Consider the following 13,054-nt stretch of genomic DNA (forward strand, 5'->3'; position numbering starts at 1 on the left):
CGGCCGCATCATTATTCCTATAGTCGTATGGGGCACCAGGCCGAGCCTTCGTGGCATCGGTTGATGCACGGGCCGCTCCGCCGAAGACCCACGGCGTGCCGCCATGATCGGCGAGCCGTATTCATCCACGAACAGGAGTCCAGGTCATGAGCAACAAGCCTACGGTTGTGTTGGTGCACGGGTTCTGGGGCGGCGCCGCGCATTGGCGCAACGTCATCATTGAGCTGGCACGCAAGGGCTATACGTCCCTGCGCGCCGTAGAGCTCCCGTTGACCTCGCTGGCTGACGATGCCGAGCGTACCCGCAAGATGATTGCCCAGCAGGCAGGCCCTGTCCTGCTGGTGGGGCATTCATACGGCGGCGCCGTGATTACCCAGGTGGGTGACCAGCCGAATGTGGTCGGGCTTGTGTATATCGCGGCCTTTGCTCCCGACGCGGGAGAGAGCCCCGGCGCAATCACGCAGCAGCATCTTCCTGCCGCAGCGCCGAACCTGGTGCCCGACAGCGATGGCTACCTGTGGCTCAACCCCGACAAGTTCCATGAGAGCTTCTGCCAGGATCTGTCGCCCGACGAAGCCCTGGTGATGGCGGTGACGCAGAAGGCGCCGCTTGCCAGCACCTTTGGCGATACCATCACCGCGCCGGCGTGGAAGAAGAAGCCGTCCTGGTACCAGGTCTCCAGCGAAGACAGAATGATCGCCCCGGAGAACCAGCAGAAGATGGCGGCCCGGCTCAATGCCAGGAAAGTCATGACCCTGGCGGCAAGCCATGCTTCGCTGGCGTCAAAGGCAGCAGAAGTCGCGGCCTTGATCGACGAGGCTGCAAGCGAGACCATCAAGGCGTAGCCACTGCCGACTCTCCTTGTGCACGTATGGGGCGCTTGCCGCCCCTTCAGTCGCTACAGAGAAGAGGTTTCCCGTACAATCAAGGCTCACTTCGGAACACCGCGCCACCGATCCGGACCTACCCGATCCCGGCTACAAGGTATGTGTCCAATATGCTGCAAGGTCTACACCACAGCACTGCGCCGGACCTGGTTGCAGTCGACAAGTTTCTTCCCCCTCGCGGCCCGGCCCGCGTCCTCGCGCGTGAACGGCTGCTGACCCAACTGTTCGAATCACGGCACAAGCGTTGCCTGGTCTTGCAGGGTCCCGCCGGCTGCGGCAAGAGCACCACGCTGGTGGCCTGGCGGCAGGCGCTGCTGGGGCTGAATTTCGACGTTGCCTGGCTGACCCTCACCGAGGACGACAACGAGCCGGGGCGCTGGCTTGACAGCCTGCTGGCCAGCCTGGAACAGACCGATCCCGCCATCACGCGCGAAGCGGCCCTGCTGGCGGGGCGGGCCACCAATACCGAGGCCGTGGAATGCGCCGTGATTTCGCTGCTGCACGGCATTGCCGCCCATCAGCGCGATGTGACGCTGGTCCTGGACGACTTCCACCATTTGACCAGCGCCCGTATCCACGAAGCCTTGCAATGGCTGCTGGACTACGCCCCACCCAATTTCCACCTCGTGCTGCTGTCCCGTGCCGCGGTGCCGCTGTCCCTGGCCCGCCTGCGCGACCAGGGACTGGTGCTGGAACTGGACCAGCGCGACCTGCGCTTCACGCTGCCGGAGTCCGAGCAGTTCCTGAACGCCCAGCTCGACCACATCAGCCCGCGCGATGCCCGCACCCTGCATGAACTGACCGATGGCTGGGTGGCGGGCCTGCACCTCTTCGCCGCGCACTGGAAGCGCAGGAAGCAAGCCACCGGCGGGGCCTCGCTGGCTGACAGCATGGTGCGCGCGCATGTGCAGAACGCCGGGGCGTTCACGCAATACTTCGAGCGCGAGGTGCTGTCGCGCCTGTCACCGAGCGAAACCGCGCTGCTGATCCGCGTGGCGAGCAGCGACCGCTTCTGCACCGCGCTGTGCGCAGCGCTGACCGAGCCACCGCAGCCGCTGGCCGAGGTGGCAGCGCTGCTGGCGCGCCTGGAATGCGACAACCTCTTCATCGTGCCGGTCGAGGGCGCCGAACCCGGTTCGTGGTACCGGCTCCATCCCTTGCTGCGCGAGACCCTGCTCGAACGCTTCCATGCCTGGAGCGAGATCCAGCAGCGACAGGTCCACGTAGCCGCCTGGCATTGGTTCCGCGCGCATGGCCATATCGAAGAGGCCGTGCGCCACGCCGTGCTTGGCGGCGAAGCCGACGCGGCTGCCGACCTGGTGCTGCAAAGCGCCCGGAACCTGTTCAGCCGGGGCGAACTGCGCCGGGTGGTGCAGCTGGTGCGGCTGTTGCCGCCCGAGCAGATCCAGGCGCGCATCGGCCTGCGGCTCTGGAAGCTGCGCATGCAGCTCTACGCCCGCGAGTTCGATGCGGCCGCGGCCGCCATGGATCGCCTGCAGGCCGAGATCCCGTCCGACGATACCGAGTCGCGCGTCACGCTGACCGTGCTGCGCGGCGTGATGGCCTTGCAACGGGACGACACGGATGCGGCCATGTCGATCCTGCCGGAGCTGCTGCAGGCGTCCTCGCATGACGATGCCATCGTCACCGGCACGCGCCGTGCGCTGCTGTCCTGGCTCTATATGCATCGGGGCGAATACGAGCGCGCGCGCAGCTTCCAGTGCGACCAGCCGCCCCTGCTGCTCGACGGCACCCCACTTACCGGCTCCACCGCCGGCAGCCTGAGCGGGCGCAGCCTGATGGGCTTCAGCTACGCGCTGGAAGGCCAGATGCTGCAGGTCGAGCGCATCAGCCGCGATGTGCTGCGCGAGGCCGAACAGCAAAGCAAGCTGTGCTCGGAGGCCGCCTATTTCTCGGCAGCGCTGCTCGCCGACGTGCTGTACGAGCACAACGACGCCGCGGGCGCCATCCGGCTGCTGGAAGAGCGGGTCGATGTGCTCGAGCGCGTGTCGATCCCCGACTCCGTGCTGAAGGTCCTGGCGACCCTGTCGGCCGCGCACTGGGCCTGCGGCCACCCGTTGGACGCGTTCGCCTACCTCGATCGCCTCGAAGACTATGCCACGCAGCTGGGCCTGGACCGGCTGCTCGCGCATGCGCTGGCCGCGCGGGTCTCGCGCCATCTGTCAGGCGGCGAGCTGGATGCGGCCGACGCCTGCCTGGCCCGGCTCGATGCCATCGATGCGCGCTACGACCAGCCCGGCCCCAGTGCGCTGGACGAGATCCGCGCAGTCACGCAGCAGGCCCATATCCGCCGCTGCATCGCGCATGAGGACTTCCACGGCGCGCATATCCGGCTCACCTCCCTGATTACCCGCTGCGAGGCCCGCGGCTGGCAGCGGCAGGTGGCACAGTTGCGCTTGCAGAATGCCCTGGTCGAGAGCCGCCGCGAACGCCCGGACGCGGCGCGCGAAGAAGCCCTGGCCGCGCTGCGCCTGGGCCATCGGCTCGGCCTGGTGCGCAGCCTGCTCGATGCCGACCCGGCGGCCATGCCACTGATCGCCAGGCTCCTGCAGGACATGTCGCAGCAGCAGCAAGACCCGGTGCTCAGCTTCTATGTGGCGCGCCTGCAGGCCGCGCAGCAGGCCAGCTCAGCCGCGCTGGCAGCTGCCGGCGACCGCCAGGGCGCGCTGCGCCTGCCGGCGCTGGACCTGAGCGAGCGCGAAGCCGACGTGCTGCGGCTGCTGGCGCAAACCATGCCGAACAAGAAGATCGCGCGCGCGCTCGGCCTGTCGCCCGAGACGGTGAAATGGCACCTGAAGAAGATCTACGGCAAGCTGGGCGTCACCACGCGCGATGAAGCCGTGGCGCGCGCGCGCCACCTGGAGCTGGACCTCGGCTCGCCGGCCGGGGCACCGCAGCCGTAGCCGTGCCCGAGGCGCTCGCCTCGGGCGTTGCCGTCAGGCCGGCGTGAACATGGGAACCATGTGGCCGTCTTCGGCGGGCTTGAAGCAAACCCTGACCCGGTCGCCGATGCGCACCGCATCGAGGTCGGCATCGACGATATTGGTCAGCATCGTCACCCCCTCTTCCAGCCGGACATAGGCAATGGCATAGGCGATGGGCCCGGCCTTGCGCGTCACGCTGATGCTGTAGACCGTGCCGTGGCCACTGGCCTGCTGCCATTCGGTATCGCTCAGGCAATAGGGGCAAAGCGGACGGGGATACCAGTGGTGCTTGCCGCAGGCCGGGCAATGCCCGATCAGCAGGCTGCCTTGCGCCGCCGCGCGCCAGAAGGGCCCGTTGGCGGCATCGATGACGGGCGCCCCAAGCGGGCGGTCCTGATAGATCGTGGTCATGCCTTAACCCTCCCGTTCCAGGATCAGCGTCGCGCTGCCATGCCGCGACCCCAGCAGCCCGCCGGTTCCCTGCGCCAGTGCCAGGCGGCAGTCCGGCACCTGCACTTTCGGATGCGCTTCGCCGCGCAGCTGCCTGACTGCCTCGATGACCTTGGTGATGCCGCCCCGGTTGGCCGGGTGGTTGTTGCACAGCCCGCCCCCATCGGTGTTGAACGGCAGCTTGCCGACGCCGGAGATCAGGTTGCCGTCGGCAACGAAGCGACCGCCTTCGCCCTTCTTGCAGAAGCCCAGGTCCTCCAGCTGCATCAGCACGGTGATCGTGAAGCTGTCATAGATAGACGCGTACTGGATGTCGGCGGGCGTCACTCCCGCCTCGGCAAAGGCCAGCGGCCCGGACACCGCCGCGCCCGAATAGCTCAGGTCCACCTGCCCGTTGCTCTGGCCCTTGACGGTCTCGCCAGCGCCCAGGATGTTGACGACCGGGCGCCCGAGCGAGCGGGCGATCTCCGGGCGCACCACCAGCAGGGCCCCGCCGCCATCGCTGACCACGCAGCAGTCGAGGCGGTGCAGCGGGTCGGACACCATGGGCGACGCCAGCACATCGCTGACGGTCACCGGCTCGCGCAGCATGGCATTGACGTTGTGCTGGGCATGCGCGGCGGCGGCGACCTTGATCCAGGCCAGCTGCTCGCTGGTGGTACCGAACTCGTACATATGCCGTGCCGCGGCCAGCGCGTACATGTTGACGGTCAGCGGGCCGTAGGGCCTTTCGAAGGCAACGTCCGGCGTGGCCGTGCTGGCGGTGCGCGGGACCAGTCCGCTCGATCCTTCGCTCCTTGGCCGTCCGGCGAGCGTGATCAGGGCGACATTGCACTTGCCCGCCGCGATCGCCTGCGCAGCATGGGCAACGTGGATCAGATAGGACGACCCGCCGGTTTCACTGGAATCGACATGCCGCACGCGCAGGCCGAGATAGTCGACCATATTGAGCACGCCCAGGCCCGGCGCATCGCCCGCGCAGAAATAGCCGTCCACGTCCTGCAAGGTCAGGCCGGCATCCGCCAGCGCGCCCCTCGCGCATTCCGCGTGCAGCTGCGCCACGGTCTTGTCCGGCGCCTTGCGGGTCGGGTGTTCGAATGCGCCTGCGATGCAGGCACGTCGCTTGATGCTCATTCAGCAGTTCCTCCCGTCTGTTCCACAATGCCGCCTCAGATCGCGGTATCGCCGGCGAGCAGCCGGCCGGCCACCGTGCGGCGCTGGATCTCCGCCGTGCCATCCGGAATGCGCATGGTCCGCGCCAGCCGGAAGCCTGCCTCCAGCCGCAGCTCATTGGTCAGACCCATGGCGCCATGGATCTGGATGCAGCGGTCCATCACGCGATTGAGCATCTCGGTGGCGAATGCCTTGGTCATCGAGACCTCCTTGGTGGCAGGCTCGCCGGCATCGACACGGGCCGCGCAGTTCTGGGCCATGCATTTGGCGGCATAGATGTCCATGGCAGACTCCGCCAGCATGAACTGGATCGCCTGGTGGTCCGCGATCGGGCGCCCGAAGGTCTTGCGCACCTTGGCATACTCCAGCGCCTGGTCCAGCGCCCAGCGCGCCAGCCCGACGCAGGTTCCGGCCATCGACAGGCGGCCCACGCTGACGCCGCCCAGCGCCACGGCCAGGCCCTTGCCTACCTCTCCCAGGCGATGGCTGTCGGGCACGCGCACCTTGTCCAGCGTGACGATGCCGATCTCGGCGCCAAGGTGCCCCATGGTCGGGATCACGCTAGGCACGCTGAAGCCCGGCGTGCTGGTCGGCACCAGGAAGCCGGAGATGCCGCCCTTGCGCTCGCGCGCCAGGGCCTCGTCGGTGACCGCGAAGACCATGGCCAGGTCGGCATAGGGGGCATTGGTGATCCATTGCTTGGTCCCGGTCACCTCCCAGTGGTCGCCGTCCCGCACGGCACGCGTCTTCATGGCGAAGACGTCAGAGCCCGCGTCCGGTTCGCTCAGCCCGAAGCACATGGTCTGCTCGCCCCGCGCCAGGCCGTCGCGATACAACGCCAGCACCGCGGGATCGAGATGGCGCAGCACCGGCGACAGCCCGTTGGTGAACGAGGACGGCAGGATCACGTTCTGGATCAGCGTGCGTGCCGGTCCGTACCGGGCGTTCACCGCCTCCTGGATCGCCAGCGCGGCCTGGGCGCCAAGCCCGCCGCCGCCGAGTTCCTCCGGCGCGAACAGGTTGTAGAAGCCCAGCTCCGCCGAGCGCATGCGCACCTGCCGGCGCAGCGCCACCACGGGCGCGGTGAAGCGGCCGTCGGCACCGTAGATGGTGCGTTCGCTGGCCAGCAGTTCCTTGTGCTCGCGTTCGAGCGGCAGCACCTCGCGATCGATAAAGCGGATCAGCGAGTCGGCAACGACCAACGCCTCTTCTTGCAGTTCAGTATTCGTCATGTCGGTTTCCGATGGTCAGACCGGGTCCCAGGAGAAAACGTCGGACGAGCGGTCCAGCGGCGCAAACGAGGCCTTCAGCGCGGGCAGCATGTGGTCGGCCAGCGTCTCCGGCGTCCAGCCCTCGCCGCGGTGCATGGAGCGCACCGGCCGGGGATGGTTGATCAGGAACACTTCATTGCGGCGCACCGCGAAGATCTGCCCGGTCACGTCGCGTGCCGCGTCGCTGGCCAGGAACACCGCCACCGGGGCGATGGTTTCCGGCGACAGCTTCTGCGCCTTCTCCAGCCGCTTCTCCTGGTCGCCGGTATTGGGGATGCTGCCGACCATGCGGCTCCAGGCAAACGGCGAGATGCAGTTCGAGCGCACGTTGTAGCGGGCCATGTCGAGCGCGATCGACTTGGACAAACCCAAAATTCCCATCTTGGCCGCGGCATAGTTGGCCTGGCCGAAGTTGCCCACCAGCCCGGAGGTGGACGTCATATGCACGAAGCTGCCGCCCTTCTGCTCCTTGAAATGGTCGGCCGCGGCGCGGCTCATGTAGAAGCTGCCGAACAGGTGCACCTTGAGCACCGACTCCCAGTCGTCCTCGGTCATTTGGTGGAAGATGCGGTCGCGCAGGATGCCGGCGTTGTTGATGACGCAATCGATGCGCCCGAAGGTGTCCACCGCCGCCTCCACGATGTGCCGGGCACTGTCCGATTGCGCCACGCTGTCGCCGTTGGCCACGGCTTCGCCGCCGGCCTCGCGGATCAGGCCGACCACCTCGTCGGCGGGGTTCTCCGCACCGGCCTCGCCATTGACCGACACCCCGGCGTCATTGACCACCACCCTGGCGCCATGCGCCGCCATCAGCATGGCAATCGCGCGGCCGATGCCGCGGCCTGCGCCCGTCACGACGACGACCTTCCCTTCCATAGTCTTGCTGGTCACCTTGATGTCTCCCTCATGGATTGATGAATTGCCGGCAGGCGGGTCGTGGCGACCGGCTGCCGTGTGAATGCGTATCGCGCAGGCACGGCGATGCAGGGCGCCGCTATTTCTGCAGCTCCAGCTCCTGCAGCTCGCGCCACGCGATCTTCCCGGTCGCCGTGCGCGGCAGCGCGTCGACGATCTCGACGATGCGCGGTGCCTTGTAGGTGGCCATCCGTTCGCGGCACCAGGCCAGGATGTCGGCGTCGGTGGTGTCGCGCATGGCCGGCATCAGCACGACCACGGCCTTGACGGTTTCGCCCCGGCGCTCATCGCGGCTGGCGATCACGCAGGCTTCGCGGATGGCCGGGTGGCCGTGCAGCATGGCTTCGACCTCGGCGGGCCAGACCTTGTAGCCGGAGGCGTTGATCATGCGTTTGAGCCGGTCGCGCATGACGAAGTAACCGTCCTCGTCGACATAGGCCAGGTCGCCGGTGCGGAAGAAGCGCTTGCCGTCGATCACCACGAAGCTCTCTTCGTTGGCGCGCGGCTTGTTCCAGTAGCCCAGCATGATCTGCGCGCCATGGGCGACGATCTCGCCGGTCTCGCCCTGCGGCAGCTCCTGCAGCGTGGCGGGGTCGACAATGCGGGCATCAACGCCAAAGGTGCGTACCCCCAGGCAGCCGGGCTTGAGCCGGTGCAGCGGGTTGGCCAGCAGGAACGCCGCAGTCTCGGTCAGGCCATAGCCCTCCGCGTACTCCAGGCCGTACTGCTCGCGCATCAGCCGGGCCGTACCCTCCGGCATGGCCGCGCCGCCGCCGGCCACCAGGGTCAGGCTGCTCAGGTCGCGCTGCGCCAGGTCCGGTTGCGAGAAGAAGTCGACCATCATCGGCGGCGGCCCGCCGAACAGCGTCACCCGGTAGCGTTCGATCAGCTGCGCGGCGGTCACCTTGTCCCAGCGGGGCAGGATAACGACCGTGCCGCCGGCATAGAACACGCCGTTGATGCTCCCCTGCAGTCCGAGCAGGTGAAAGAACGGCGCGGAAGCCAGGGCGGTCGATTCGGCGTTGATGTGCCGCCACAGGCGCGAACCCGCCACCGAAGACATGACCGTCCGGTGGGTGTGCATGCAAGCTTTCGGCGCCCCGGTCGTGCCGGAGGTATAGGGCAGCAGGCACAGGTCGTCCGGCTGCGCCTGCGGCGCGGCCGGCACTTGCCCCTGCGCCAGCGCGTCGTGCCAGCGCGTGCCGGGCAAGGTGCCCGCGGCCGGCAGGCGTTCGCGCACGGCGTCGGGAATGTTAAAGCCCCCGGCATCGTCCGGCAGCGCATCGCCATAGGCGTGCACGATCAGGTGCCTGAGCGTGGTCTCGCCGACCAGCGGTGCGATCTCCCCGGCCAGTTCATGCGCACAGAAGGCCGCCACCGCGCCGCTGTCCGTCGCGATATGCCGCACTTCCTCGCGCCGCAGCATGGCATTGACCGGCACCACCACCGCGTCGGCGCGCAGGATGGCGAAGTAGGCGGCAATGAACTGCGGGCAGTTCTGGCTGAACAGCAACACGCGGTCGCCGCGCTGCACGCCGCAACTGCGTTGCAGGTAGCCCGCCATGCGCTCCACTTCCTGCAGCAAGGCGGCATAGCTGACCGCTGCGTTGTAGAAATAAATGGCCGTCTTGTCGGGAAAGCGCCGCGCCGACATCTCGAGGTTGTCGAACAGGGTCGTCTGCGGCACGTGCAGGTACTCGGGCACGCCGTTGCGGGCATATTGCCTGTCGAGCCTGAGCGGGCTCTGCGGCCGTTCGACCACGCCAGCGTTCGTCGGGAAACCTGACTCCATCGTCTACCTCCTGGTCTGCTTGTTATCGGCGCCGCTCCGGACCATGGCCTGGCGGGAGCCTGCTGCGCTCCGGGGCGCCGGTGTCGTTTGACTGAAGTAAAGCAGCCACCGGTGGGCGCAGACGCCACCCGTCTCGGGTAGCGCCCCCCACGCCTGGCCTGCCATCGGGTCGGCGCCACCCGCCGCGGGTGGCTCGACGCGCGCACCGGATGGCTACCTTTGACAGCATGCAGCGCCTGACCGCTGCCGACGCCATACAGGAACAGACCCCATCCTATCCGGAGCCTTCCATGCAAATCACCCGCAGCATCTTCCGCGACGATCACGAGATGTACCGCACCACCGTACGCCGCTTCCTGGAGCGTGAATGCGTACACAAGCAGGCCGAATGGGACAAGGCCGGCAAGGTCGACCGCGAGACCTGGCTCAAGGCCGGCCGCGAGGGCCTGCTCTGCGTCACCCTGCCGACCCGCTACGGCGGCGGCGGCGGTGACTTCGGCCATGCCGCGGTCTTTGCCGAGGAGTTCGCCCGCACCGGCGTCAGCGGCCCGGGCTTCCGGGTCCACTCGGACATCATCGCGCCGTACATCAACCGGATCGGCAACGAAGAGCAGAAGCAGCGCTGGCTGCCCAAGGTCTGCTCCGGCGAATACATCCTGGCGATTGCCATGACCGAACCCGGCACCGGCAGCGACCTGAAGGCCATCCGCACCACCGCCGTACGCGAAGGCGACGAATACGTCATCAACGGCAGCAAGACCTTTATCAGCAACGGACTCAACGCCGACCTGATCATCGTGGCCTGCAAGACCGACCCCGGCGCCGGCGCCAAGGGCGTGAGCCTGATCGTGGTGGAAGGCGACCGCCCGGGCTTCCGCCGCGGACGCAACCTGGACAAGGTCGGGTGCGCGGCACAGGACACCTCCGAGCTGTTCTTCGACGACGTGCGCGTGCCGGTGGCCAACCGTCTCGGCGAGGAAGGCATGGGCTTCTCCTACCTGATGGGAGAGCTGCCGCAGGAGCGATTTGCCATCGCGGTCACGGCCGCCGCCAAGCTGGAGGTCTGCCTGGAGCACACGCTGAAGTACGTGAAGGAGCGCAAGGCCTTCAACCAGACCGTATGGGACTTCCAGAACACCAAGTTCAAGCTGGCCGACATCAAGGCGCAGGCGATCGCGGTGCGGCTGATGATCGACCACTACCTCGGCGAACACATGCGCCGCCGCCTCACGCTGGAAGAGGCCGCGGTCGCCAAGCTCTTCGCCACCGAGACGCTGGGCAAGGCGCTCGACGAGATGGTGCAGCTGCATGGCGGCTACGGCTACATGCTGGAGTACCCGGTGGCCCGCGCGTTTGCGGACTCGCGCGTGTCGCGGATCTACGGCGGCACCAGCGAAGTGATGCGCGACCTGATCTCACGCAAGCTCTGATGCGACCTGGCGCGCCGTGCGCTCATGTGCCGGCGCCCCCGTCGAAACCCGAACTTCATCTCTATCTCAAGAAGGAAAACTGACATGACAAGTCGCGTCTTCGTTGCCGGCGTCGGCATGATCCCGTTCCGCAAGCCAGGCACCAGCGAGCATTACGACGTGATGGGCGCCCAGGCGGTCGGGCAGGCGCTGGCCGATGCCGGCCTGGACTACGCCGAGGTGCAGCAGGCCTATGCCGGCTACGTATACGGCGATTCCACCTGCGGCCAGAAGGCCCTGTATCACGTCGGCATGACCGGCATCCCGGTCATGAACGTGAACAACAACTGCGCCACCGGCTCGTCGGCGCTCTTCCTCGCGCGCCAGGCAGTGCAGAGCGGCGCCGTGGACTGCGCGCTGGCGGTGGGCTTCGAAGAGATGGGCGCGGGCGCGCTGAAGTCGGTCTGGACCGACCGCCCCCGCGCCACCGAGCGCGCCGGCAAGCTTTCCAATGAGCTGATCGGCCGCCCTGACCTGCCCGGCGCCATCCGCCAGTTTGCCGGCGCCGGCCAGGCCCATATGCAGAAGTACGGCACCCGGCTCGAGACCTTCGCCAGCATCCGTGCCAAGGCGAGCCGCCACGCCGCCAACAACCCGCTGGCCGTGTTCCGCAACGTGCTCACCACCGAGGATGTGATGGCCGCGCCGATGCTGTGGGATGGCGTGATGACCCGCCTGATGGCCTGCCCGCCCACCTGCGGCGCCGCCGCGGCGATCGTGGTGTCCGAGCGCTTCGCGCGCAAGCACGGGCTGCGCACCGACGTGCTGATTGCCGGTCAGTCCGTCACCACCGACACGCCGAGCAGCTTTGAGACCCGGGACATGATCCGCGTGGTGGGCTTCGACATGACCCGCGCGGCGGCGGCCCAGGCCTATAAGCAGGCGGGCGTCGGCCCCGCCGACGTGGATGTGATCGAGCTGCACGACTGCTTCGCCCAGAACGAGTTGCTGAGCTACGAGGGCCTGGGCCTGTGCGACGAAGGCGGCGCCGAGAAGCTGGTCAACGATGGCGACAACACCTATGGCGGCAAGTGGGTGGTCAACCCTTCGGGCGGCCTGCTGTCCAAAGGACATCCGCTTGGCGCGACCGGCCTTGCCCAGTGCTACGAGCTGACCCAGCAGTTGCGCGGCACCGCGGCGCAGCGCCAGGTCGACGGCGCCAGGGTTGCGCTGGCGCACAACGTCGGCCTGGGCGGCGCGTGCGTGGTGACCATCTACCAGGCGGCCTGAGCCTGGGCCAGCGCCTGACGGCATACACACCGGACACAGACATGATCGACAAGAAATACATTGGCATGGAGCTTCCCGCGTTCCAGGCCACGGCGGAGGCGGGGCAGCTGCGCTTCTTCGCCAAGGCGACCGGCGAAAGCAACCCCGTCTACTTCGACGAAGCCGCGGCGCTTGCCGCCGGACACCCCGGCATCCCGCTGCCGCCCACCTTCCTGTTCTCGCTCGAGATCCAGCAACCGGCGCGGAGCTGGCGTGCCGAGATCGGGATCCAGCCGGCGCGGGTGCTGCACGGCGAGCAATCCTTCACCTACCACCGCATGGCCTATGCCGGCGACGTGCTGCGCTTCGAAAGCCGCATCGCCGATATCTATGCGCGCAAGAACGGCGCGCTGGATTTCGTGGTGCGCGAGACGCGCGTGACCAACCAGCGTGGCGAGCACGTCGCGGACCTGCGCGGCGTGCTGGTGCATCGCAACTGAGCAAGAGAGAACAAGCATGCACCCACTGAACTTCAACGACATCGAGGTTGGCCAGACCCTGCCGGCCCTGACGCTGGCACCGGTCAACCGCACCACGCTCGCCCTGTTCGCCGGCGCCTCCGGTGACCATAACGCGATCCATATCGACCTGGACTACGCGCGCCGCGCGGGCATGCCCGATGTGTTCGCGCACGGCATGCTGTCGATGGCCTGGCTGGGCCGCCTACTGACCCAGTGGGTCGACCAGCGGCAGTTGCGCCAGTTCGGCGTGCGCTTTGCCGGCATCACGCATCTCGGGCACCAGATCACCTGCAGCGGGCGCGTCGTCCGCAAGTATGAGCAGGACGGCGAGCAGCGCGTCGCCCTGGAAGTCCTGAGCGCGAACCAGTATGGCGAAACCCGGGTCCTTGGGGACGCTGTGGTCGCGTTTTGAATCCAATTAC

The 13,054-nt window shown here is 67.6% G+C and carries 11 protein-coding genes; 6 read left to right on the plus strand and 5 right to left on the minus strand.

The window, feature by feature from the left end; genetic code table 11:
* The first annotated feature begins 146 nt into the window (after positions 1 to 146).
* Both ACW4E8_RS19825 and ACW4E8_RS19830 read left to right on the plus strand, forming a co-directional pair.
* Positions 147 to 845: an alpha/beta hydrolase gene (locus tag ACW4E8_RS19825; protein WP_456806080.1), complete on the plus strand. Its 699-nt coding sequence runs from the start codon at positions 147 to 149 to the stop codon at positions 843 to 845.
* 152 nt (positions 846 to 997) lie between these two features.
* On the plus strand, positions 998 to 3,811 hold the full coding sequence (locus tag ACW4E8_RS19830; protein WP_456806081.1) for a LuxR C-terminal-related transcriptional regulator: 2,814 nt from the start codon (positions 998 to 1,000) through the stop codon (positions 3,809 to 3,811).
* A gap of 33 nt (positions 3,812 to 3,844) precedes the next feature.
* Here the strand turns inward: ACW4E8_RS19830 and ACW4E8_RS19835 are convergent, their stop codons facing one another.
* The 5 genes from ACW4E8_RS19835 to ACW4E8_RS19855 all read right to left on the minus strand — a co-directional run bounded on the left by ACW4E8_RS19835 (position 3,845) and on the right by ACW4E8_RS19855 (position 9,433).
* Positions 3,845 to 4,243, minus strand: coding sequence for a Zn-ribbon domain-containing OB-fold protein (locus ACW4E8_RS19835; protein ID WP_456806082.1), 399 nt, complete (start codon positions 4,241 to 4,243; stop codon positions 3,845 to 3,847).
* Between the two features lie 3 nt (positions 4,244 to 4,246).
* A complete protein-coding gene (locus tag ACW4E8_RS19840) occupies positions 4,247 to 5,416 on the minus strand; it encodes a thiolase domain-containing protein (protein WP_456806083.1) in 1,170 nt (389 codons plus the stop codon).
* A 35-nt stretch (positions 5,417 to 5,451) separates the two neighbouring features.
* Positions 5,452 to 6,687: an acyl-CoA dehydrogenase family protein gene (locus ACW4E8_RS19845; RefSeq protein ID WP_456806084.1), complete on the minus strand. Its 1,236-nt coding sequence runs from the start codon at positions 6,685 to 6,687 to the stop codon at positions 5,452 to 5,454.
* Positions 6,688 to 6,702: 15 nt separating this feature from the next.
* Positions 6,703 to 7,602: an SDR family oxidoreductase gene (locus tag ACW4E8_RS19850; RefSeq protein ID WP_456806155.1), complete on the minus strand. Its 900-nt coding sequence runs from the start codon at positions 7,600 to 7,602 to the stop codon at positions 6,703 to 6,705.
* Between the two features lie 118 nt (positions 7,603 to 7,720).
* Positions 7,721 to 9,433: a long-chain fatty acid--CoA ligase gene (locus tag ACW4E8_RS19855; RefSeq protein WP_456806085.1), complete on the minus strand. Its 1,713-nt coding sequence runs from the start codon at positions 9,431 to 9,433 to the stop codon at positions 7,721 to 7,723.
* A gap of 290 nt (positions 9,434 to 9,723) precedes the next feature.
* Here ACW4E8_RS19855 and ACW4E8_RS19860 point away from each other — a divergent pair, with 290 nt between their 5' ends.
* The 4 genes from ACW4E8_RS19860 (at position 9,724) to ACW4E8_RS19875 (ending at position 13,044) form a co-directional block, all read left to right on the plus strand.
* Positions 9,724 to 10,863, plus strand: coding sequence for an acyl-CoA dehydrogenase family protein (locus tag ACW4E8_RS19860; protein ID WP_456806086.1), 1,140 nt, complete (start codon positions 9,724 to 9,726; stop codon positions 10,861 to 10,863).
* 84 nt (positions 10,864 to 10,947) lie between these two features.
* Positions 10,948 to 12,132, plus strand: coding sequence for a lipid-transfer protein (locus tag ACW4E8_RS19865; protein ID WP_456806087.1), 1,185 nt, complete (start codon positions 10,948 to 10,950; stop codon positions 12,130 to 12,132).
* 41 nt (positions 12,133 to 12,173) lie between these two features.
* Entirely contained in the window at positions 12,174 to 12,611 is a 438-nt protein-coding gene (locus ACW4E8_RS19870; protein WP_456806088.1) for a MaoC family dehydratase N-terminal domain-containing protein, read from the plus strand.
* A 16-nt stretch (positions 12,612 to 12,627) separates the two neighbouring features.
* On the plus strand, positions 12,628 to 13,044 hold the full coding sequence (locus ACW4E8_RS19875) for a MaoC family dehydratase (protein ID WP_456806089.1): 417 nt from the start codon (positions 12,628 to 12,630) through the stop codon (positions 13,042 to 13,044).
* Positions 13,045 to 13,054 lie beyond the last annotated feature (10 nt).

This window comes from Cupriavidus sp. CP313 (assembly GCF_054072015.1).